The sequence below is a fragment of the Variovorax sp. F042 genome (genome assembly GCF_057814215.1).
Genome location: NZ_JBVASX010000001.1, coordinates 475,203 through 497,165, shown reverse-complemented (window position 1 = coordinate 497,165; position 21,963 = coordinate 475,203). Strand labels below are relative to the sequence as shown.

At 66.8% G+C, this 21,963-nt stretch carries 24 protein-coding genes; 12 read left to right on the top strand and 12 right to left on the bottom strand.

The annotated features are described in order from the left end of the window. Positions 1–21 precede the first annotated feature (21 nt). Positions 22–606, bottom strand: coding sequence for a hemerythrin domain-containing protein (locus ACZYSP_RS02390; RefSeq protein ID WP_093060135.1), 585 nt, complete (start codon positions 604–606; stop codon positions 22–24). A 165-nt stretch (positions 607–771) separates the two neighbouring features. On the opposite strand from ACZYSP_RS02390, the gene ACZYSP_RS02385 reads away from it, so the two are divergent. Continuing rightward, a complete protein-coding gene (locus tag ACZYSP_RS02385; protein ID WP_093060133.1) occupies positions 772–1,278 on the top strand; it encodes a universal stress protein in 507 nt (168 codons plus the stop codon). A gap of 4 nt (positions 1,279–1,282) precedes the next feature. Here ACZYSP_RS02385 and ACZYSP_RS02380 read toward each other — a convergent pair whose 3' ends face one another. The 5 genes from ACZYSP_RS02380 to ACZYSP_RS02360 form a co-directional block, all read right to left on the bottom strand. After that, the gene (locus tag ACZYSP_RS02380) at positions 1,283–2,821 is read right to left on the bottom strand and encodes a bifunctional aminoglycoside phosphotransferase/ATP-binding protein (protein WP_489012923.1); all 1,539 of its coding nucleotides are present in this window, start codon (positions 2,819–2,821) and stop codon (positions 1,283–1,285) included. Between the two features lie 64 nt (positions 2,822–2,885). Then, complete coding sequence (locus ACZYSP_RS02375; protein ID WP_489012922.1) at positions 2,886–3,728, bottom strand: universal stress protein; 843 nt, start codon at positions 3,726–3,728, stop codon at positions 2,886–2,888. Positions 3,729–3,791: 63 nt separating this feature from the next. Next, positions 3,792–4,829 (bottom strand): zinc-dependent alcohol dehydrogenase family protein, encoded by a 1,038-nt coding sequence (locus ACZYSP_RS02370; RefSeq protein WP_489012921.1) that lies wholly within the window; start codon positions 4,827–4,829, stop codon positions 3,792–3,794. Positions 4,830–4,910: 81 nt separating this feature from the next. Continuing rightward, the gene (locus tag ACZYSP_RS02365) at positions 4,911–5,867 is read right to left on the bottom strand and encodes a hypothetical protein (protein WP_489012920.1); all 957 of its coding nucleotides are present in this window, start codon (positions 5,865–5,867) and stop codon (positions 4,911–4,913) included. Between the two features lie 39 nt (positions 5,868–5,906). Continuing rightward, positions 5,907–7,091, bottom strand: coding sequence for a DesA family fatty acid desaturase (locus ACZYSP_RS02360; protein WP_489012919.1), 1,185 nt, complete (start codon positions 7,089–7,091; stop codon positions 5,907–5,909). A 244-nt stretch (positions 7,092–7,335) separates the two neighbouring features. Here ACZYSP_RS02360 and ACZYSP_RS02355 point away from each other — a divergent pair, with 244 nt between their 5' ends. Next, positions 7,336–8,262, top strand: coding sequence for a histone deacetylase family protein (locus ACZYSP_RS02355; RefSeq protein WP_489012918.1), 927 nt, complete (start codon positions 7,336–7,338; stop codon positions 8,260–8,262). A 36-nt stretch (positions 8,263–8,298) separates the two neighbouring features. Here the strand turns inward: ACZYSP_RS02355 and ACZYSP_RS02350 are convergent, their stop codons facing one another. Then, positions 8,299–10,026: a cation acetate symporter gene (locus ACZYSP_RS02350; RefSeq protein ID WP_489012917.1), complete on the bottom strand. Its 1,728-nt coding sequence runs from the start codon at positions 10,024–10,026 to the stop codon at positions 8,299–8,301. Next, positions 10,023–10,343 (bottom strand): DUF485 domain-containing protein, encoded by a 321-nt coding sequence (locus ACZYSP_RS02345; protein WP_093060066.1) that lies wholly within the window; start codon positions 10,341–10,343, stop codon positions 10,023–10,025. The genes ACZYSP_RS02350 and ACZYSP_RS02345 overlap by 4 nt, the downstream gene beginning before the upstream one ends. Before the next feature lie 126 nt (positions 10,344–10,469). Here ACZYSP_RS02345 and acs point away from each other — a divergent pair, with 126 nt between their 5' ends. Beyond that, positions 10,470–12,446 (top strand): acetate--CoA ligase, encoded by a 1,977-nt coding sequence (gene acs, locus ACZYSP_RS02340; protein WP_489012916.1) that lies wholly within the window; start codon positions 10,470–10,472, stop codon positions 12,444–12,446. 15 nt (positions 12,447–12,461) lie between these two features. On the opposite strand, the gene ACZYSP_RS02335 is transcribed toward acs, so the two are convergent. After that, positions 12,462–13,355: an MBL fold metallo-hydrolase gene (locus tag ACZYSP_RS02335; protein ID WP_489012915.1), complete on the bottom strand. Its 894-nt coding sequence runs from the start codon at positions 13,353–13,355 to the stop codon at positions 12,462–12,464. Positions 13,356–13,443: 88 nt separating this feature from the next. On the opposite strand from ACZYSP_RS02335, the gene ACZYSP_RS02330 reads away from it, so the two are divergent. From ACZYSP_RS02330 to ACZYSP_RS02310, 5 genes are all read left to right on the top strand, one after another. Continuing rightward, the gene (locus ACZYSP_RS02330) at positions 13,444–13,767 is read left to right on the top strand and encodes an ArsR/SmtB family transcription factor (protein ID WP_093060072.1); all 324 of its coding nucleotides are present in this window, start codon (positions 13,444–13,446) and stop codon (positions 13,765–13,767) included. Beyond that, positions 13,767–14,201, top strand: a complete 435-nt coding sequence (locus ACZYSP_RS02325; protein ID WP_489012914.1) for a YeeE/YedE family protein — start codon at positions 13,767–13,769, stop codon at positions 14,199–14,201. The genes ACZYSP_RS02330 and ACZYSP_RS02325 overlap by 1 nt, the downstream gene beginning before the upstream one ends. A gap of 9 nt (positions 14,202–14,210) precedes the next feature. Then, entirely contained in the window at positions 14,211–14,627 is a 417-nt protein-coding gene (locus ACZYSP_RS02320) for a DUF6691 family protein (RefSeq protein ID WP_426388624.1), read from the top strand. A 138-nt stretch (positions 14,628–14,765) separates the two neighbouring features. Next, entirely contained in the window at positions 14,766–15,215 is a 450-nt protein-coding gene (locus ACZYSP_RS02315; RefSeq protein ID WP_093074270.1) for a host attachment protein, read from the top strand. A gap of 54 nt (positions 15,216–15,269) precedes the next feature. Continuing rightward, positions 15,270–16,061, top strand: a complete 792-nt coding sequence (locus ACZYSP_RS02310) for a response regulator (RefSeq protein WP_489012913.1) — start codon at positions 15,270–15,272, stop codon at positions 16,059–16,061. 9 nt (positions 16,062–16,070) lie between these two features. Here ACZYSP_RS02310 and ACZYSP_RS02305 read toward each other — a convergent pair whose 3' ends face one another. Beyond that, complete coding sequence (locus ACZYSP_RS02305) at positions 16,071–16,229, bottom strand: hypothetical protein (protein ID WP_489012912.1); 159 nt, start codon at positions 16,227–16,229, stop codon at positions 16,071–16,073. Further along, positions 16,226–16,600: a hypothetical protein gene (locus ACZYSP_RS02300; RefSeq protein ID WP_489012911.1), complete on the bottom strand. Its 375-nt coding sequence runs from the start codon at positions 16,598–16,600 to the stop codon at positions 16,226–16,228. Before ACZYSP_RS02300 ends, ACZYSP_RS02305 begins: the two co-directional genes overlap by 4 nt. Positions 16,601–16,824: 224 nt before the next feature. On the opposite strand from ACZYSP_RS02300, the gene ACZYSP_RS02295 reads away from it, so the two are divergent. Beyond that, complete coding sequence (locus tag ACZYSP_RS02295) at positions 16,825–17,553, top strand: winged helix-turn-helix domain-containing protein (protein WP_093074276.1); 729 nt, start codon at positions 16,825–16,827, stop codon at positions 17,551–17,553. Further along, the gene (locus ACZYSP_RS02290) at positions 17,546–19,660 is read left to right on the top strand and encodes a PAS domain S-box protein (RefSeq protein WP_489012910.1); all 2,115 of its coding nucleotides are present in this window, start codon (positions 17,546–17,548) and stop codon (positions 19,658–19,660) included. The genes ACZYSP_RS02295 and ACZYSP_RS02290 overlap by 8 nt, the downstream gene beginning before the upstream one ends. A 17-nt stretch (positions 19,661–19,677) precedes the next feature. Here ACZYSP_RS02290 and ACZYSP_RS02285 read toward each other — a convergent pair whose 3' ends face one another. After that, the gene (locus tag ACZYSP_RS02285) at positions 19,678–20,430 is read right to left on the bottom strand and encodes a Crp/Fnr family transcriptional regulator (protein WP_093074280.1); all 753 of its coding nucleotides are present in this window, start codon (positions 20,428–20,430) and stop codon (positions 19,678–19,680) included. A 236-nt stretch (positions 20,431–20,666) separates the two neighbouring features. Here ACZYSP_RS02285 and ACZYSP_RS02280 point away from each other — a divergent pair, with 236 nt between their 5' ends. Beyond that, positions 20,667–21,170: a Rossmann-fold NAD(P)-binding domain-containing protein gene (locus tag ACZYSP_RS02280; RefSeq protein WP_489012909.1), complete on the top strand. Its 504-nt coding sequence runs from the start codon at positions 20,667–20,669 to the stop codon at positions 21,168–21,170. A gap of 53 nt (positions 21,171–21,223) precedes the next feature. Beyond that, complete coding sequence (locus ACZYSP_RS02275; RefSeq protein WP_093173597.1) at positions 21,224–21,877, top strand: BON domain-containing protein; 654 nt, start codon at positions 21,224–21,226, stop codon at positions 21,875–21,877. The last annotated feature ends 86 nt before the right edge of the window (positions 21,878–21,963 follow it).

The following is a 21,963-nucleotide window of genomic DNA, read 5'->3' as shown; positions in this document are numbered from 1 at the left end:
GGTCGGCCTGCGGCTACCGGCCTAGAGGGCCGGGCCCAGGCCGATGGGCGCGGGAACGATATTCACGATGCGCGTGAAGAGCGCGTTGTATTCGAGGTCGGGCACGTGCCCGGTCATGGGGTCGCGGTTCTGCGCGAAGGCCTCGTCCAGGTCGCGCCAGTCGTTCTCGGTCAGCACCCGCTCGGCCAGCGGCAGGATCTCGCGCTCCTCCAGCGCCATGTGGCTCAGGTAGAAGTCGACATACTCGCCGACCGTTTTCTCGAATTCTTCGCGCCGCGACTCGCCCAGCATCTCGAACGCGAGCAAGGCGTGCTCGACGTTGCGGATCCTGCGTTCGCCCTTGGCATGGTCGCCGTCGAGCTTGTCGAGCAGATCCCGCGAGATCGGCGTCCTGGCGCGCAGCTTGGGAAACAGCAGTTCGGTTTCCTTGCGGTGGTGGCGCTTCTCCGGAAACTCGTCCACGTAGAAAAGCATGGCTCGCAGCGTCGCGAAATCGGGCAAGGTGCCCTTCTTTCGGTGTTGCTCGAGCAGCATGACGATGGAACGGAGCACGGCGGCGAGCGCGGCGTGCTCCTGGCGAATGATGCGAACGGTGGCGTGGGTCATGAGGGTTGTCCTGTGCATGCCTCAAGGGTCGCGCTTTCATTCACGCGCGGGTTTGTTCCAGATCAAATCCCGTCCAGTCGCAGCTTCGCACTTGATCAATGTCAAGCCGCGCGGAGCGCCCGTGCGGATACTGAACCGATCCATTCAACAAACCGGAGTCGTGCCATGTACCAGCGAATTCTTGTTCCCATTGACGGCAGTTCCACATCCAGCCATGGCCTGGCCGAAGCCATCAAGCTGGCAAAGCTCACGGGCGGACGCCTGCGCCTGGCGCACGTCATCGACGAGCTGTCCTTCGCGCTGGCCATGGATGCCTACGCGGGCCATGCCGGCAACTGGCTCGAAGAGCTGCGCGGCAACGCCACGAAGCTGCTCCAAGCCGCGCGGGCCACGGCTGCGGGAGCAGGCGTCGAAGCCGACACAGTGCTGCTCGACAGCTTCAAGGGCACCGTGCACGACCAGGTCATCGCCGAGGCGGAAGCATCGAAGGCCGAACTGATCGTGATCGGCACTCACGGCCGTCGAGGAATCGGCCGCTGGGTCATGGGCAGCAGCGCGGAGCACATCCTGCGCCTGTCGCCCGTACCGGTGTTGCTGGTGCGTGCTCCCGAAAGCGCGAAGACCGAACACGAGCGTTTCACACTGCCGAGCGGGACGCTCGCCAGCCAGTGAGGGTTCAGCGGTTCGCGGTCGCAGCGCGCCAGCGCGCTGCGACCAGCGCGATGTCTACGGGGTCTTCCGTGGAGACCTCGATGGCCAGCGCGCGCTCGTCGGCCTCCAGCGGGTCTTGCCATTCAAACTGACGCTCCAGCACTGCGAGGCCGGCTTCCGAGGCATCCGTGCCTGCCGCGTTGCGCTCGGCCACGCGGCGGCGCAACGTGGCCGGGGCTGCGCGGCAATTCAGGATCGTGAAAGGCACGCGGAGCTCGGTTGCCAGGGCTTCGAAGCTGCGTCGCTCGGCGCCGCGCAGGAAGGCCGCGTCCACGATCACCGGATAGCCCGCCAGCAGCGCATCGCGGGCGCAGGCGCGCAGTCTCTCGAAAGTCCGCAGGGTTGCCTGCGCGCCGTAGATGTCGAGCCCAAGGGCGACGGATCGCGCCAGCGGATCGAGGCCATACAGGCGCTTGCGCTCCACGTCCGACCGCACGCGGACAGCGCCCGCGGCACACAACAGTTGCAAGGCAACGCTGGATTTTCCCGAGCCCGACAAGCCGTGCGTGATCATCAGGCGGGTGCCCTCCTCCGGCTGCGTCGTCAGCCGCGTCGCGCAGGCAAGGTAGTCGGGGCGGGCCTCGCCATCCGGGGGCCTTGGACCCAGCCCCGTGGCCATCGCCCGCACCAGCGCCCGATAAACCTCGTAGAAGCGCCACACCTGCAGGCCCGGGTAGTCACCGCTGTGCTGCATCGAGGCATCCAGGAAGCGGAACGCAAGATCGTCGTGGCCATGGGCCTTCAGGTCCACGGTGAGGAATGCAAGGTCGCTCATCACGTCGATCCAGCGCAGCGCCGGGTCGAACTCGATGCAGTCGAAGGGCATGAGCGCACCGTCGACCAGGACCACGTTGGCCGTGTGCAGGTCGCCGTGGCATTCACGTATTGAGCCGCCCTGTTGGCGGGCGATCCATGCCATGCGCAGCAACTTGCCCTGCTCCCGAACCCACGTGTCCAGTGCTGCAAGGGTGGCGAGGCGGCTGTCGTCGCCCTGTGCCCGCAACGCGGCCAGCACATCCGTAGCCGCTCGAATAATCGAGTCGGGGCTGCCGAAGCCTGACACCGGCGTCGCTCGCTCCGCGGCCACGTGCAAAGCCGCCAACCGCTGCGCGAAGCCGTCGAGCAACGCGAGCTGCAGCCGGTCTTCCACCAGCAGATTGCGTAGCAGCGACGAATCGGGGAAACGCAGCATGCGCACCACGTGGTCGATCACCGTGCCGGCGCCACCGATGCGCGGCGACTCGCGCGTGCCGCAGACCGGTGCCACGTCGATGTAGAGCGAAGGAGCAAAGCGTCGGTTGAGGCGCAGCTCCTCCTCGCAGAAGTGCTTTCGGGCCTCGACGCTGCCGAAGTCCAGGAACGGCAGGCGTACCGGCTTCTTGAGCTTGAAGGCCTGCGTCTGCGTCAGCAGCACCCAGGAGATGTGCGTCTCGACCAAGGCCACGGGTTGCCCGGTCTCCCGCTGGAGTTGCTCTCGCAGTGCGTTGACCAGTGTGGTGTCCATGTGGCGTGTTTGCGATTCAATGACGTCAAAGAATAGCGAAAAGGCGCCAAGGCGCCCTGCCGCCTCAGTGCGCCATCAGGACCGGCACCGTCATCTGCGCAAGGATCTGCCGCGTCACGCCCCCCAGGATCCGCTCGCGCAGGCGCGAGTGGCTGTAGCCGCCCATCACCAGCAGGTCGGCGCTCAGGTCCGAAACCCGCGACAGCAACGCGTCCGCGACGTCGATTTCGGTCACCTCGGACTCGGCGCGCGCCTGCACGCCGTGCCTCAGCAGGAACAGGATCATGTCCGATACCAGCAGCTGCTGCGTGTTGTCTTCGTCGCGCGGGTGGCGCAGCGACAGGAGCGTGACGCGTGCCCCGCGCCGCAGCGCCGGCAATGCCGCCTGAAGGGCCATGGCGGCTTCACGCGAGCCGTCCCAGGCCGCAACGATGTTCTTCGGGATCCCCCCGAACATACCGGCCGAAGGCACGACCAGCACCGGTCGCCCCACTTCCATCAGCACCTGCTCGGCGAGCCCGCGCACCGTGGTGTCTTTCCTGTTCGAGTCGTCTTCCTGTCCGAGCACCACGAGATCGCTCGCGCGCCCGTACCGCACAACGGCGTCCACCGTGGCGCCATCGACCAGTCGCACCTCGTACGACAAGGGCCCTGATCCGGCGATGCCTTCCCTGAACTCGCGCGCGATGGCTTCGGCTCGCCGATGCAGGTAGTCGGCGGACTCGGCGATGTAGTCGGTCATGCCGGTGGCGATGGCGTCGGCGGGAATCACGCCGTCGTACAGGCCCGTGGGCACCAGCCCGACCAGGTGGCTCTCGTGCACTCGAGACCACTGGGCCGCCATCGCGGCCCGCACGGGGCTGCGGACCGAGTGGTCCAGGTGAACGAATATGGTCTTGAAGTTCATGGATGCTCCCGCAAGGTGGTGCGCCGCGTCCTGGCGCAGGAAATGGACCGGAAAATCCACTGCCTACGCTTCGATGATCACCTTGAGCGCATGCGTCTCGGCGGCGCGCCCGAAGGTGTCGTAGGCATCCAGCACCTGGTCCAGCGTGAAGCGGTGCGTGATCAGCAGGGCCGGGTCCACCTTGTGAGACTGCACCGTCTTCAGCAGCATCGGCGTGGACACGGTGTCGACCAGCCGCGTGGTGATCGCGATGTTCTGCGACCACAGCCGCTCCAGGTGAAGCTCGGCCGGGTGCCCGTGAACGCCGATGTTCGCGATGGTGCCGCCTGGCGCCACGATGTCCTGGCACAGCACGAAGGTGGCCGGTATGCCGACCGCCTCGATCGACACGTCGACGCCGCGCCCGCCTGTCAGCGCGAGCACCACCTCGGCTGCCTTGCCGTCGGTGCTGTTGATCGTGTGCGTCGCGCCGAAGCGGCGCGCAACCTCGAGCCGGCCGTCGTCCAGGTCGATCAGGATGATCTGCGACGGCGAATAGAACTGGGCCGTGAGCAGCGTGGCCAGGCCGATCGGCCCGGCGCCCACGATGGCCACCGTGCTGCCGGGCGCGACCTTGCCGTTGAGCACGCCGCATTCGAAGCCGGTCGGCAGGATGTCGCTGAGCATCACCAGCGCCTCTTCGTCCGCGCCGGGCGGAACGGGATACAGGCTGGTGTCCGCATGCGGAATGCGCACGTACTCGGCCTGCGTGCCGTCGATGGTGTTGCCGAGAATCCAGCCGCCGGTAGCGCAGTGCGAATACATGCCGCGGCGGCAGTTCTCGCACTTGCCGCACGAAGAGATGCACGAGATCAGCACATGGTCACCCGGGCGGAAAGCCGTGACGCCGGCGCCGACGCTCTCGATCACGCCCACACCCTCGTGCCCGAGGATGCGGCCCGGCGTGCAGGTCGGCACATCGCCCTTGAGGATGTGCAAGTCGGTGCCGCAGATGGTCGTCTTGAGTATCTTGACGATGGCGTCGCCCGGCGCCTGGATCTCCGGCTTGGGATGGTCTTCGAGCGATTTGAGGCCGGGGCCCCGGTATACGAGTGCTTTCATGCCGCAACGTTATGCGTCCCTGCCCGTCCTCCCCTTGCGATAGCGCAAGGAATCCTCGCCTCTGCAACGTCGTCTGGCGCGCTAACTCCAGGACGCCTCGGCGAAAGCCTCGACAAAGCGCGACAAGTCACCACGCGGCAGCCGGTCGATGCCCGCCGCGCGCGAGCGGCCGGCACCGCCGAAGCGGCTGCACAGCGCATGGGCGCCGCGCGGAAGTGCCAGCGGCGCGCGCACGCTGACGACATAGCCGTCGCCCTGCACCTTCAGCACCGCATGCGCACAGCCGGGCTCGCCGTTTGCCAGCTCGTTGGCAAGACAGCCCTGCACGCGCCGGCTCCACTGCGCATCGGGCAGCACGCGCACGCTGCCCTGAGGCCCCTGCCAGAGCACGGCGGCGTCCGCACCCAGCCGCAGGTCGCTGTGGCGCATTGCATCGATCTCGTCGACGACGCTCTCGTGCGCCAGCATGTCGCGCGGGTCCGGGTAGCGCGCCATCAGCGGAAACAGCAGGCGGGGTGCGATGCGCACGTCGTGCTCGAACTCGCCATAGGCGTTGTAGTTGATCAGCACGCCCAGCCGGCGCAGCCCGGCGCAGTCGCCGGGCTCGAAGCCGCCTTCGAGCGCCAGCCGGTCGGCCACTGCGCCCAGGTTGTCGCCATAGATGCCGACCAGCGCCCAGGCGCGATGCGCTCCGCCCAGGTGGCGGTCGACCAGCAGGCTGGTGCAGACATCGCTCGCCTCGTCGATGTGCGCCTCCAGGTTCGGGTGCACCGGCACCTCGCCGGCGGCGTGATGGTCGAAGTAGCGCACGCGCAGGCCGTCGTCGAGCAGGCGCTGCAGTTCGCCGCGGTTGCGCTGCATCGAGATGTCGAACACGTTGACTTCGTCGCCGGCTTGTCCCTGGACGCGGCCGAGCAGCGCGATGTCGCGCTTGAGCCCCGTCACGAGCTCTGCCGGCCCGGGCTCGTGCAGCCGCCATTGCACGACGGCGCAGAGGCCGTCGGCATCGCCGTTGCAGACATCGAATCGCCAAACCATTACGCAAGCCTCAATCGCATCCTTTCGGCGCAGGGCCGTTCAGGCGTAGGAACGCAGGCGGCGGGAAAAGTCCGCCAGCGGTGCGATGCCGCTCGCCTCGGCGCGCTGGCACCAGTCCTGCAACTGCCTGGCAAGCTGCTCGCCAGTGGCGGCGGAACGGCTCCACAAGGCGGTCAACTCCCCGCGCATGGAATACATAGTAGTCAGTGCCTGCGATGCATTCAACGCCTGTATCACCTGCTGGTATCGCGACGGGCCGAGCAGGCCCTGGTCCTTGCCCAGCAATGGCTTCACGGCCTTGAGGGCACGCGCGGCTTCAGGCGACATGCGGCGCAGGCGACCGAGCTCCACTGCGCAGGCCTTCTTCAGCGAGCGCGAGTAGTTCGACAGCACGTCGTAGTGGCAGCGGATGACTGCCTGCACCGTGGCGAGATCGACATTCGCCTTGGGCGCGACGAGGCGCGGCGTGGGCGCCACGTGCTTCACCGTCGCCAGCCCCAGGGCCTGCAGCGTGCGGATGTAGAGCCAGCCGATGTCGAACTCGAACCACTTGCTCGAAAGCTTGGCCGAGCTGGGAAAGGCGTGGTGGTTGTTGTGCAGCTCTTCCCCGCCGATCAGGATGCCGATCGGCGAGATGTTCGTGCTGGCGTCACGGGCGGGCCAGTTGCGGTAGCCCCAGTAGTGGCCGATGCCGTTGACCACGCCGGCTGCCCAGAACGGGATCCACGCGATCTGCGTGAGCAGGACCAGGCCGCCCGGCGCTACGCCGAAGAGTGTCATGTTCACGATGCCCATCAGCACGATGCCGAGGATCTTGTGCTTCGAATAGAGATTGCGCTCCAGCCAGTCGTCAGGCGTGCCGTGGCCGTAGCGCTCGAGGGTTTCCGCATGCCCCGCTTCGCGCACGTAGAGGAATACGCCGCCCCACAGCACCCTGTTGAGCCCGTACACCTGCGGGCTGTGCGGGTCTTCGGGTGTTTCGCACTTGGCGTGGTGCTTGCGGTGCACCGCGGCCCACTCCTTCGTCACCATGCCGGTGGTCAGCCACAGCCAGAAGCGGAAGAAATGGCTTACCGCCGGGTGCAGTTCGAGCGCGCGATGCGCCTGGTGGCGGTGCAGGAAGATGGTGACCGAAGCGATGGTGACGTGCGTGAGCGCCAGCGCGGACAGCACCGCGCCCCACCATGGAAGATCGAGAAGACCGGAATAAAGAAGGGATTGCATTCGTACCTCGTGAACAGTGCGGGCGATTCTGCGGACCGCACCTCCCACGGCCTTTGATGCACGTCAACACCGTGCCGGCATTCCAGCCGTAGCGAATGCGGCGCTTGTCGTCCGCTTGCTTGATACAGCGCAACAGCGACATGCGCCTGTTTGCCTAGAGTGAAACTTCCCCAACCCACTTCGGGGTCGCGTCTGGCAGCGAGCCTTCCGCGCGTACCGCCCCCGGGACTCCGAAGGAACTCGCATGCTCAGCGCCTACATCACCCATCCCGACTGCGCGCACCACGACATGGGCGCGGGCCACCCGGAATGCCCCGAGCGGTCTTCCTCCATCCATGACCGGCTGCTGATCGCGGGCCTGCTCGACTACATGGCGCCGTACGATGCGCCCCTTGCCACGCGCACCCAGCTGGCGCGCGCACACACGATGTCGTACGTGCGCGAACTCATTGCCGCCGCTCCCACCGAAGGCCACCGCTTCGTCGACCCCGACACCCTCATGAACCCGCACACCGTGCAGGCCGCGCTGCGCGCCGCCGGTGCTGCGGTGCTGGCAACCGACCTGGTGCTGGCGGGCAAGGCGTCCACGGCTTTCTGCAACGTGCGCCCGCCCGGCCACCATGCGGTGCGCGAAGCGGCCATGGGGTTTTGCTTCTTCAACAATGTGGCAGTGGGCATCCGGCATGCGCTGGACGTGCACGGCCTGCAGCGCGTGGCCCTGATCGACTTCGACGTGCACCACGGCAACGGCAGCGCCGACATCTTCCGCTGCGACGATCGCGTGCTCATGTGCTCCATCTTCGAGAAGGGCATCTACCCCTTCTCGGGCGAAGACGACAACGGCTCGCACATGGTGAATATTGGCTTGCCCGCGCGTTCGGGCAGCGATGCGTTCCGCGCGGCTGTCACCGGGCGCTGGCTGCCGGCGCTCGAAGCCTTCGCGCCGCAGCTCGTCTACATCTCGGCGGGCTTCGACGGGCATCGGGAGGACGACATGGGCAACCTCGGCCTGGTGGAGCGCGACTACGCCTGGGTCACACGGCAGATCATGGATGTGGCGCAGCGCCATTGCCACGGGCGCGTCATCTCTTGCCTGGAAGGCGGCTACGCGCTCAGCGCCCTCGCCCGCAGCGCCGCAGCGCATGTCAAGGTGCTGATAGGCGCTGACTGACCACGGTGCCGGGCCGTGGCCAGCGTGCAGGCTCGTTCAGTGCCCGCTCGCGCCATGCGCGCCAATGCCGGTCTCGGAACGCACCTGCTGGGCGAGGAAGCCGCCGCGGTCCACCTGGGAGCGCGCGCTGCGGTCCAGCACCGAGAACAGCCAGATGCTCGCGAACGCGATGCTCATCGAGAACAGGCACGGCGAGGTGTACGGGAACGGCGCCGACCCCGCCGGGTAGCCGAAGGTGGCCTCCCAGACCGAAGGCGACACCACCGTCAGCGCCACCGAAGAGACCAGCCCGAGGAAGCCGCCGATCACCGCGCCGCGCGTGGTGCAGCCCTTCCAGAGCACCGACATGAAGAGCACCGGGAAGTTGGCCGAGGCCGCGATGGCGAAGGCCAGCGACACCATGAAGGCAATGTTCTGCTTCTCGAACACGATGCCCAGCAGCACCGCCAGCGCACCGAGCGCCAGCGTGGTGATCTTGGACACGCGCAGCTCGGCCGCACTGCCGGCGTCGCCCTTCTTGATGACGGTGGCATACAGGTCGTGCGACACCGCCGACGCGCCCGACAGCGTGAGGCCCGCCACCACCGCGAGGATGGTCGCGAAGGCCACCGCCGAGATGAAGCCCAGGAACACGTTGCCGCCCACCGCATTGGCCAGGTGGATCGCCGCCATGTTGCCGCCGCCCTTGAGCACGCCCTTGGCGTCGAGGAAGTCGGGGTTGGTCAGCACGAAGGTGATGGCGCCGAAGCCGATGATGAAGGTCAGCAGGTAGAAGTAGCCGATCCAGCCTGTGGCCCACATGACCGACTTGCGCGCCTCCTTGGCGCTGGGCACCGTGAAGAAGCGCATCAGGATGTGCGGCAGGCCGGCCGTGCCGAACATGAGCGCCATACCGAAGGAGATGGCCGAGATCGGGTCCTTCACGAAGTTGCCCGGGCCCATGATCGACTGTCCGATGCTCGCCGCCACCTGGGCGGTCTTGCCGTCCTTGAGCGCCAGGTCGGTCTTGACCTTCACCGCACCGGCGAACATCGCCTCTGGGCTGAAGCCGAAGTGCCACAGCACCGACACCGCCATGAAGCTCGCGCCGCCCAGCAGCAGGCCGGCCTTGATGATCTGCACCCAGGTGGTGGCCGTCATGCCACCGAAGAGCACGTAGACCATCATGAGCGAGCCCACGATGACCACCGCGATCCAGTACTCCAGGCCGAACAGCAGCTTGATGAGTTGCCCTGCCCCCACCATCTGCGCGATCAGGTAGAACGCCACCACCACCAGCGTGCCCGAGGCCGCGAAGATGCGCACCGGGGTCTGCTTGAAGCGGAAGGCCGCCACGTCGGCGAAGGTGAACTTGCCGAGATTGCGCAGCCGCTCGGCCATCAGGAAGGTGATGACCGGCCAGCCCACCAGGAAGCCGATGGAATAGATCAACCCGTCATAGCCGGTGGCCATCACTGCGGCCGAAATGCCGAGGAACGACGCTGCCGACATGTAGTCGCCGGCAATGGCAAGCCCGTTCTGGAAGCCCGTGATGCCGCCGCCGGCCGTATAGAAGTCGGATGCCGAGCGGGTGCGCGCCGCGGCCCACTTGGTGATGAAGAGCGTTCCCACCACGAACAGCGCGAACATGCCGATGGCGGTCCAGTTGGTGGGCTGCCGCTGGAGCTGGCCCAGGTCGGCGCCAGCCGCAAGAGCGCCCGCCGAAACCGCTCCCAAGGCAAGAAGGACGGCGGCGGACCGCATGCGCAGGAGATGTGCGTTCATGGCTTGGCCACCTTCTGCACGGCCTTGACCACGGCGTCGGACAGGGTGTCGAACTCCGCGTTCGCACGGCGCACGTAGTAGCCGGTGATGGCCACGGTGAAGACGATCACGCCGAAGCCGATCGGCATGCCAAGGGTCATGACGCCTTCGCCCATGCGTCGCGCCAGGAACTCCTTGTCGAAGGCCACCAGCAGCACGAAGCCGTAGTAGGCGGCGAGCATCAGCACCGCCAGCGTCCAGCCGAAGCGGTCGCGCCGGCGCTTGAGTTGCTTGTACTGCGGATTCGCGGCAATGCGCGCGACCAGATCGTCTTCCATGGAGTCTCCTTGTGTGCGATGGCCCCATTAGGAGTGCACGCGCCGCATCGAAGCTTGCGCTGGCGCAAGGTTTTCTCCTTCACCGTCGGCAAGATCGCGCCACCACCCCCACGAAAGACACGAGACATGAACGCTCCCGATCTCCCGTCCCGTCTTCCGGTCTATGCGCCCCCGGAAGCACTCTCCCGCACCGCGCATATCGCCGGTCGCGCCGCATACGACGCCCTTGTGGCCGAGGCCGATGCCGACCACGAGGGCTACTGGGCTCGCCTTGCGCGCGAATTCATCGGCTGGAAAACGCCGTTCACCAAGACGCTCGACAGCAGCGATGCGCCCTACTACCGCTGGTTCGAGGACGGCACCCTCAACGTCTCGTGGAACTGCCTCGACCGCCAGGTGGAGGCCGGCAAGGGCAACAAGGTGGCGATCATCTTCGAGTCGGACGACGGCAAGGTCACCCGCACAACCTATTCGCAACTGCTCGCGCAGACCTGCCGCATGGCCAACGCGCTGAAGGCGCGCGGCGTGAAGAAAGGCGACCGTGTCGTCATCTACATGCCGATGTCGGTCGAAGGCGTGGTCGCGATGCAGGCCTGCGCGCGGCTGGGCGCGGTGCACTCGGTGGTGTTCGGCGGCTTCTCGGCGCACGCGCTGCGCGACCGCATCGCGGACACCGGCGCCGCCGTGGTCATCACAGCCGACCAGCAGGTGCGCGCGGGCAAGCAACTGCCGCTCAAGGCAATGGTCGACGAGGCGCTCGCACTGGGCGGCTGCGAGGCGGTGGAGTCGGTCATCGTCTACCGCCGCACCGGCGGGCCCATTGCATGGACGCCGCGCGATCTGTGGATGCACGAGATCACTGAAGCACAGGGCGACCACTGCGAACCCGAATGGGTGGGCGCCGAGCATCCGCTTTTCCTGCTCTACACATCGGGCTCCACCGGCAAGCCGAAGGGCGTGCAGCACTGCAGCGGCGGCTACCTGCTGCATGCGGCACTCACCACGAAGTGGACCTTCGACATGCACGACGACGACGTGTTCTGGTGCACGGCCGACATCGGCTGGGTCACCGGCCACACCTACATCGCGTACGGCCCACTGGCCATCGGCGCGACGGAGGTGGTGTTCGAGGGCGTGCCCACCTTCCCCGACGCGGGGCGCTTCTGGCAGATGATCGAGCGGCACGGCGTCACGGTCTTCTACACGGCACCCACCGCCATCCGCTCGCTCATCAAGGCAGCCGAAGGCAACTCCGCCGTTCACCCCGACCGCTACGACCTGCGCAGCCTGCGCGTGCTGGGCTCGGTCGGCGAGCCGATCAACCCGGCCGCGTGGGAGTGGTATCGCAAGCACGTGGGCGGCGGCCGCTGCCCGGTGCTCGACACCTGGTGGCAGACCGAGACCGGCGGCCACATGATCACGCCGCTGCCGGGTGCCACCGACCTCGTGCCGGGCTCCTGCACCCTGCCCTTTCCGGGCATCGCCGCGGCCATCGTCGACGAGATGGGCAACGACGTGCCCAACGGCGAGAGCGGCCTGCTGGTCATCAAGAAGCCCTGGCCGAGCATGATCCGCGCGGTGTGGGGCGACGACGCGCGCTACCGTTCGAGCTACTACCCGACGGAGCTGCGCGGCTACTACCTGGCGGGCGACGGCGCCGCTCGCGATGCGCTCACGGGCTACTTCACCATCGGCGGGCGCATCGACGACGTGCTGAACGTCAGCGGCCACCGCATGGGCACCATGGAAATCGAATCGGCGCTCGTGGCCTGCACGGCGCTGGTGGCCGAGGCCGCGGTGGTCGGCCGGCCAGACGACACCACCGGCGAGGCGATCTGCGCGTTCGTGGTGCTCAAGCAGCCCCGCCCCGAGGGCAAGGAAGCCGACCGCCTGGCGGCCGAGCTGCGCGCCTGGATCGGCAAGGAGATCGGCCCCATCGCCAAGCCCAAGGAGATCCGCTTCGCCGACAACCTGCCCAAGACGCGCAGCGGAAAGATCATGCGCCGCCTGCTGCGCTCGGTGGCCAAGGGCGAGGCGATCACGCAGGATGTGTCGACGCTGGAGAACCCGGCGATCCTCGATCAGCTGACCGAGGCGCACTGAACCCACCCTGCCCGGCTAGCTCCGGGCCGGGGAGCGGTGCACCGGGAGCGCATTCAACGGAATGCGCAGGTACGCAACGCCGTTGTCGTCGGCCTGAGGAAGTCGCCCCGCCCGCACGTTCACCTGGATCGACGGGAGGATGAGCGTCGGCACGTCCAGCGTCGCGTCGCGGGCCGTGCGCATCGCGACGAACTCGTCGGCGCCGATGCCGTCGCGCACATGGATGTTGTGTGCGCGCTGTTCCGCCACGGTGCTCTGCCAGCGTGCCTGCCGCGACGCCGGCGGGTAGTCGTGGCAGACGTACACGGCGGTGTCGGGCGGCAGATCCAGCAGCCTGCGCATCGACCCGTAGAGCTGGCGCGCATCGCCGCCGGGAAAGTCGGCGCGTGCGCTGCCGAGGTCGGGCATGAAGAGCGTGTCGCCGACGAAGACGGCGCCGTCCACCAGGTAGGCCATGTCTGCGGGGGTGTGGCCCGGCACCAGCAAGGCGGTGGCTTCGACGTCGCCGATCCTGAAGACTTCGCCATCCTTGAACAGGTGATCGAACTGGCTTCCGTCCGGCAGGAAGCCGCGTTCGAGATTGAAGAGCTTCTTGAAGGTCGACTGGACGACGCGGATGTTCTCGCCGATGGCGATCTTTCCGCCGACCTGCTCCTGGACGTGGCGGGCGCCGGACAGATGATCGGCGTGCGCATGGGTCTCCAGGATCCAGTCGACGCTCAGGCCGTGGTCGCGGACATAGGCAAGCAGCTTGTCTGCCGACGCGGTGCCGGTGTGCCCTGACTTGAAGTCGTAGTCCAGCACGGGGTCGATGACCGCGGCATGCCTGGTGGCGTGCTCCCACACGACGTAGGAAATCGTCCATGTCGCGGGATCGAAAAAGCCTTGGGTCGTCGTGCGTGCTGTCATGAGTGCTCCATCCATGGATGTTCCGTTGCCCGTCATAACAATATATATTTGAATATAATATGTCAATCGAAAGCGAAGCCCGGAACTCATGAAGCACTCATCCCTGGCCATTGACCCTGAACTCCTGCGCGGAGCCGCCGGCAAGGCGGTCGTGGCGCTGAAGCTCCTGGCTAACGAAGACCGCCTCCTCCTCCTGTGCCAACTGTCGCAAGGCGAGATGTGCGTGAGCGATCTGGAGCAGAAGCTGGGCATTCACCAGCCCACGTTGTCGCAGCAACTGGGCGTGCTGCGCAACGAGGGCGTGGTCAACACCCGTCGCGACGGCAAGAACATCTTCTACAGCGTGGCCGACCCGGCGATGCTGGAAATCCTCGCGGTTCTCTACCGCCTCTACTGCCCGAAGGAGGAATGATGGCCATCGACTGGAACCACTTCACCCCGTTCGCAGCGCTGGCCGGCGGCGTGCTCGTCGGCATCGCCACAGCGATGTTCGTGTTGCTCAACGGGCGCATCGCAGGCATCAGCGGCGTAATCGGCGGGCTCCTCGGGCCGATCAGGGGCGACATAGCCTGGCGCGCCGCCTTCACGCTAGGGCTTGTCGGCGCACCGCTGGTCTACCTGCTCTTCGCGGCGCTGCCCAGGCCGCAGATCGACGCGAACTACGGCACGCTGATCCTGGCGGGGTTGCTCGTCGGCCTGGGCACCCGCTACGGGTCTGGCTGCACCAGCGGCCACGGGGTCTGCGGCCTTTCCCGCCTGTCGCCGCGCTCGCTCGTGGCCACGGCCGCATTCATGGGCGCCGGCTTTGCCACGGTGTTCGTGACACGTCATCTGCTCGGTGCCTGAGGGGATTTCATGCTCGTTCTCGCTTCGCTGCTCGCCGGCCTGGTCTTCGGGCTCGGCCTCATCGTCTCCGGCATGGCCAATCCGGCCAAGGTGCTCGGCTTCCTCGACCTCTCCGGCGCCTGGGACCCGTCCCTGGCCTTCGTCATGGCCGGCGCCATCGCCGTCGGCATGGTCGCATTCATGCTGGCAAGGCGTCGCACGGTATCCATCCTCGGGGCCGAGATGCGCCTGCCCTCGGCGCGCCAAATCGACCGTCGCCTGATCGCGGGCAGCCTGCTCTTCGGCATCGGCTGGGGCATCGCAGGCTTCTGCCCCGGCCCGGGCCTCGTCGCCCTCGGAATGGGCGAAGTCAAGGCCCTTGTCTTCGTGGCCGCGATGCTGGCAGGCATGGGCATTTTCGAATTCTTCGAGCGGCTCGGTCGCTGACAGAGTCCAGGGCGGTCAAAGACCCGCCTCGCGCGCCGTGCAAGCAGCCCGGGCAAGGGGGCGGGAGTTGATCCAGCGCAAAGTCTGCCGCGAATCCGCGTCCTAGTCTTGGGCATCGCCCTTACTCCGGGAAGCGTCATGAAGACCCAATTGATCGTTATCGCCAATGCCGCATCGGCACGCATCTTTCGCCGAGACACCGCCAAGTCGCCGCTCGTGCCAGTCGAAACCCTCGCACACGATGCAAGCCGGCTGCACGCCAGGGAACTCGAGCCGGACCGTCCCGGCAGCCAGGCCGCCGACAACAGCCGGGGCCTCAACCATTTCGAGCCGCGCAGCGACGCACGGCGCAAGGAGCACCAGCGCTTCGCGAAGGAAATCGCCCAGCGGCTGGAGGCGGGCCTGAAGGTCGGCGAGTACGCCTCCCTCACGCTTTTCGCCTCGAACCCTTTCATGGGCGAATTGAAGGCGCAGCTGAGCGAAGCGGTCACCCAGCGGCTCAAGGCCACGCTGAACAACGACCTGTGCCACGTGGGCATCGCGGAACTCGAAAGCCGCATCTCGGGCTCGTGGTCCGCAGTGCTCTGACGCCATGGACTCCTTCAGCCTGAACTGAACTTCAGCAACAGCATGGAGCCATCCTTGGATGCAGTCCCACCCGAGCCGTCACCGCTGACGCGTGGCGCCCCGCACTGGCTCGCGAAGATCGAAAGCGCCCCTGCGCAGGAGACGAATCGGGTACCGGCGAATTCATGGCCGGGCTTCCTGACCGGCCAGCCCGAGAAGCCGGTGCGGGTGCTGGTGATCGACGAAGACGCCGATGCGCGGCGTGCAATCGCCCGCGAACTGGCCACAGACGCGCGCGTGCGTATCGTCGGCGAAGCGGGCAGCCTGCAGGAAGGCAAGCGCCTTCTGACACAGCATGAATTCGACGTGCTCATCATCGATGTCCGGCTCGGCGGCGGCAAGGGATTCGAACTTATCGAGAGCGCCCGACGCCATTGCAGTTCGGTCGAAGTCATCGTGCACTCGGCTCTGGAAGACGAGGTTCATGTGCGCCGGGCGTTCACCGCGGGTGCATGGGGTTATCTCGTCAAGAACTCCTGGTTCCAGGATTTCGCGCAAGCGGTGCTGCAGGTCGTCAATGGCGGCGCGGCGGTGTCGCCGAGCGTGATCCGGCACCTGCTGATGCGACTTGGAAATGCTCCCCTTGCACTGCGGGAAGCCGAAGGCGGCCCCCGCGGAGTGCTCTCGGCGCGGGAACGCGAGGTGCTCCGGCTCGTTGCCGAAGGCCACGTCACGCAAGACATCGCCCGCCATCTTTCGATCAGCGGGCGGACGGTCTGCGCCCACATGAAGAACATCTGCCACAAGCTGCAGGTGCGCACGCGTGCGCATGCGGTGATCGCGGCCGCCAACCAGGGGCTGCTGTAGCCGTGCGCGTCAGTGCTCCACGAGCACATCGGCCCATCGGCCGCTTCTTCCGCGCAAGCAGGTGGCGGCGCCAGGTTGCATCAGCCTGGCGATCCGCACCGCCAGACGGGTGCGGACCTCGCACCGCTCGGTGTAGTCGAGGTGCACGGAGATGGTCGAGAGCGTCACGCTTTCCTCCGCGTCGCGGCTGCCTTGCGACCAGCATGCTGCCGGCGTGCGGACGGTGCCGCGGCCAATGCCCCGTGCAGGGTGCGCAAGGCGTCGTTCACCACGGCCCGCCGGGATGGTGTGGCCTCGATGGCTACCGGTGGCGTGTGGGAAACATCGCTCGTGTCCGAGCGCCGGAACGCATGCATCGGCGCCATGGCCAACGCCCGCCAGTCCTCGGCCCGCGTGACGGCATCCGTCTCGGCGCGGGTCAGTGCGATGCCGTCCTGCAGGATGCGCGATCCGATCGTCTCGAACATTTCGAGCGAGTGCAGCCAGATGCCGTACTGCGCCTTGCACAGCGCCAGCGGAAAAGTGAAGTCGGAGTTCATGTGTGTCCTCTTGCCCCGATGGGGCGTTCACACGAATGCTGACGCCGCGCCGCCCTGCCAGGCTTGCGCGGGATCAAAGGCTGCACAAGATCGCACATCCTTTATCGCTGGACGCTACGGCCGACGGCACGGCTGCAAAGAGAGCCGCAAACGAGGCTTGCGTGCTACGCTCCCCTTCGATTCAGGATGTTTACAACATTCGTGCTCTATTTCCTTGCCCTTGTATGAAACCTGCCTCCCACATCGCGGTGCTCGACGACGAGGTTGACATCACGCTGCTGCTGGCCAACTACCTGCAGGGCCACGGTTTCCGTGTCACCCAGGTCCACAACGGCCGGGCCCTCATGGCGCTGATGGACACCGATCCCGCAGACCTCGTACTGCTCGATCTCGGCCTGCCCGGCGAAGACGGCTTCACCATTGCGCGCCACGTGCGCGAGAGTTGGCGCTGCGGCCTCGTCATCGTCACCGGCCGGGGCGATGCTGTGGACAAGGTCGTGGGCCTTGAGGTTGGGGCCGACGACTACGTGACCAAGCCCTTCGACCTGCGCGAGCTGGTGGCGCGCGTGAAGGCGGTGCTGCGCCGGCTCACGCCCGAGACACCCGCGTCCCCGGCGCCCGTTGCAGCCTCTCCCGACAAGCTGAGCTTCGCCGGCTGGCAGCTCGACACCGCCGCGCGCAGCCTCAGGAACCCGCAAGGCGAGCAAGTGCCGCTGACCGGCGGCGAGTTCGACCTGCTGCAAGCCTTTGCCCGCCATCCCGGCCGCGTGCTGTCGCGCGACTTCCTGCTCGAGCAGACACGCGGACGCGAAGCCGCCCCCTTCGACCGCACGATCGACGTGCAGGTCGGCCGGCTGCGCAAGAAGATCGAGGCGGATGCGGACGACCCGCAGCTCATCAAGTCGGTGCGAGGCGCAGGCTACATCCTGGTGCCGCCGGTTTCCCATGGCTGACGCTGCACGCAACCCGCCTTTCCTGCTCGACGTGCCCATCCAGGGCTTGCCGTCGGGCATCGAGGAAAGCAGCGTGTTCCGCTCGCTCTTCATCGCCTACCCCGATTCGCTGCTGCTGGTGGACCAGTCCGGCAGCATCATGCTGGCCAACCCCTCGGCAGCCGCGCTGCTGGGCTATGCGGTGGAAGAACTGGTGGGCCTGAACGTCGACGTGCTGGTGCCCGACAGCATCCGCCCGCGCCATGCCTCCTACCGCGAGGCCTATGGCCGCTCCCCCCGCCCTCGCCCCATGGGCACGCAGATGGAGCTGGTGGCCAAGCGAAAGGATGGCAGCGAGGTCATGGTCGAGATCGCGCTCAGCCCGCTGCAGAACCATGGCCTGCCCTTCGTCGTGGCCGCCATCCGCGACATCGGCGCCTACCCGCGCGTGAAGCAGGCACTGCAACGCGCCCGCTACAGCGAGCACCTGGCCCAGTTGGGGCGCCTGGCAGTCGACACGCGCGATCTGCAGGTGGTGCTCGAGCATGTGCCGGAAATCATCACAACGGCCTTGCAAGTCGAGGTCGCGATGGTGTGGCTGCTCGACAGCAACGGCCTCGAGTTTCGCGTAGTCAGCGGCATCGGCCTGATCGCCGGTGAAGAGATAGGTTCGCGCCTTGCCAATCGCCCCGACACCCCGCCGGGTTTCGTGCTCTCCCAAGGCCGGCCGGTCGTGGTGCCGGACTATGGCAAGGAACATCGCTTCGTCGTGCCCCAGGCCTACCTCGACGCCGGACTGGTCAGCGCACTCGCGGTGCCGCTGTCCGACCGGGGGCGGGTAATCGGCATGCTGTCGGTGCGCTCGAAGGAGTCCAAGCGCTTCGGCGACGAAGAAGTGCGCTTTCTCGAGTCGCTGTCCAGCCTGCTTGCCACCAGCCTGCAGCGCGTGCAGACCGAGGAGGCGCTCAACCATGCTCAGCGGCTCGAGAGCGTCGGCCAGCTCACGGGCGGCATCGCGCACGATTTCAACAACCTGCTGACCGTCATCCAGGGCAACCTCCAGGTTCTGGAAGAACTGCCCGCACTTGCGCAGGACAGTTACGCCCAGCAGTTGCTGGGTGCCGCCACACGCGCCACGCGACGGGGAGCCGAACTCACCGGCAAGCTGCTGGCGTTTTCCCGCCGGCAGATGCTGCAGCCGATCGCCGTCGACACACATGCGCTGCTGCACTCCCTGGCCGACATGCTGCGGCGCACGCTGGACCAGCGCATTCGCATCGAAATCGACACCGCGCCTGGTTGTCCGCCTGTGGTGGCAGACGCGGGGCAGCTGGAATCGGCGCTGCTCAACATTGCGATCAATGCGCGTGACGCCATGCCCGAAGGCGGCACGCTGCGTTTTCGCACCGAGCTGTGCGGTGCGTTGCCGGAGGCCCTGCGCAGCGAACGCAACGACCCGAACAGCAACGCAGCCGCGCGCTTCGTCGCAATCTCCATCGCTGACAGCGGCACGGGCATGTCCGAGGAGGTGAAGGAGCGCGCCTTCGAGCCCTTCTTCACCACCAAGGACGCCGGCCGCGGCACCGGGCTTGGCCTGAGCACGGTGCACGGCTTCGTCAACCAGTCCCGGGGCGCGGTCGCGATCGACAGCAAGGCGGGCCGGGGCACTACCGTGACGCTCTACCTGCCGCAACAGGAAGAAGCCGGACCGCCGGCCACCGAGGACGAACGTGCCGACGAAACGATTCCGCCCGGACTGCGTGTGATGCTGGTCGAGGACGACGCGGAGGTGCGCAAAGTGGTGCACACCTTCCTTGCCACGCTGGGCTGCGATGTAGTCACGGCCGCCACGGCCGAGCAGGCGTTGTCGGCGCTGGACGCAGGCGCCGGGCCTTTCGACCTGCTGCTGAGCGACATCGCCCTGGGCGCCGGCATGCGAGGCACGCGGCTGGCCATCGAGGTGCAGCAGCGCTTTCCCCGGCTGGCGGTGTTGCTGATGTCGGGCTTCTCGTCCGAGTTGCTGGATGCCGACCGAGAAGTGCCGCAGAGCTGGGAACTGCTGCGCAAACCCTACTCGCGCTCCGAACTTGCGCGGGCCATGGCAAAGGTGCTTGCCGGCCACGCCTGAACGCGCGGCTGCGACCTTTACTGGAGCATTGCGGGTGCAGGTGCCAGGCAGCGCTGCACGAAGGCCGACAGCGCGCCGACGTCGGGAATCTGCACATCGCGGCGCCCCTTGGTGGCAAACCCGATGACGTTGTCGCGCGCCAGCCGCGACAGCGCGCGGCTCACGCTCTCGAGCGTCATGCCCAGGTAGTTGCCGATCTCGGCGCGCGTCATGCGCAGCGTGATCTCGTCGGTGCGCATGCCGCGCTCGGCCAGCGTCTCCGCCCAGTAGCGCAGGAAGTCGGCCACGCGGGCGTCGGCCGGCAGTGTGCAGACGGACATCAGCGAGTCCCGGTCGTGCGAGATCTCCCGGCTCATGGCGGTGTGCAGAACTTGCAGCAAGCCGGGATGCGTGACGCAGGCGGCCAGCAGGGCCTCGTACGACACAACCCAGATCTCGCCGGTATCCATGGCCACCGCATCGCATGAATAGCGGCTGCCCGCGATGCCGTCGAAGCCGAGCCAGTCACCGCGGAACTTGAGACCCACCACCTGCTCGCGCCCGTCGGCCGAGAGATTCACGATCTTGAAGAAGCCCGAGTTCAGGATGTAGAGATTGCCGAAGCGCTCGCCCGCCTGGTAGATCGTGTCACCCGTGTGCACCACACGGCGCTGCGGCTTGAGTTGCTCGGCAAGCAGCTTCAGCGTATCGCCGGTGCTCCGGTCCGCGCACTCCCGGCCGATGGTCGGCAGGACCGGTGTGGTCTTCGAGGAAGTGGCGGTATTGAGCATCTGGACTCCTTGGTGATCTGTCGCGTGTCGATGGATGGATGCTAGGAAGCCCTCGGCAACGCAATGACAACGGTCGGAATCGGTGGGTAACGCTCGGTGAATGAAGTGTGTCCGGCGTGTATCAACGGCATTCGGCGTGCTGCAAGTCGCACGAGGCCCGCTCCGTGCTTTGACCTGCATCAAGTCCGGGACCGTTGGCGTCCCTAACCTTGGCGAGTCACACATTGACCATTGCCATGCCCCTTTCCAACAACGCCCGCAGTCCCGAGGCCGAGCCGCAGCTCTCTCCACTGAACGTGGCGAGCCTGCTGTGCCACGCGCGCATCCTCCAGCGCGCCTCGCTGGACGGGACCACCCGCCAGCTGCTGCGCGGCAAGAACCTGGGGCTGCTGTGCGAAACGCAGCCCGACGAGGCTCAGGCGCTGTTCCGTCGCGCCGCGGAGGCGTTGGGCGCCCACGTAGCCGTCATGCGCTCGAGCCTGTCGTCCGCGAGTACGCCGCAGGAAGTGCAGCACACCGCCCGCATGCTCGGCCGCCTCTACGAGGCCGTGGAGTGCCAGGGCCTGGAGCCCGTGCTCGTTCAACAGATCGGCCAGCATGCCGGGATTCCGGTCTTCGATGGCGCTGCCATGCGAGGCCATCCGGCCGAGCAACTGGCCGGGCTTCTCGGAGACAAGATCCCGCTGGCCGACAACCGGTGCTTCGTGCTCCAGGCCCTGCTGCTGGACGCCATCGCCTGAGCTGCCGGGCCCGAGGCAACTGCCCTTCCATTCATTCACCGCAAGGAATCCTCATGAAGACCGATACCCAATTGCGCAACGACATCCAGGCCGAGCTGACCTGGGCGCCCGAGGTCAAGACCTCCGACGTCGGCGTGATCGTCAAGGACGGCGTGGTCACCCTCACAGGCCACCTCGCCAGCCACGCCGAGAAGTACGCTGTCGAGCGCGCCGTGCAACGCGTGCATGGCGTCAAGGCGCTGGCCGTCGAATTGACCGTCAAGCTGCCCTTCGACAACCAGCGCACCGATGCCGACATAGCCATGGCGGTCGAATGCGCACTCGACTGGAATGCGCTCGTTCCCGACGACAAGATCCAGCCCCTGGTGGAAAACGGCTGGATCACGCTGGCTGGCGAAGTCGAGTGGGGATATCAGCGCAGCGCCGCCGAAAGCGCAGTGCGCGACCTGATGGGGGTGACCGGCGTGTCGAACCTCGTGAAAGTCAAGCCGAAGGTGAGCCCTGCCGACGTCGAGAAGAAGATTCACGACGCGCTTTCGCGCCAGGCCGACCGCGAAGCCCGCAAGCTTGCCATCACGGTCAACGGCTCGCAGGTCACGCTGCGCGGCACGGTCCATTCCTGGACCGACCGCGATGCGGTGCAGGGTGCCGCATGGGCCACGCCAGGCGTCACAGTGGTGGTGAACGACCTGCTGGTGGACGCCTGAGGCGGCAACGCCCGGGCTGTCTTTTGAGCGAGTCCTGCCGTGAATGCCGCACTGCCGCCACTCGAACTGGAGCAACGCAACATCCC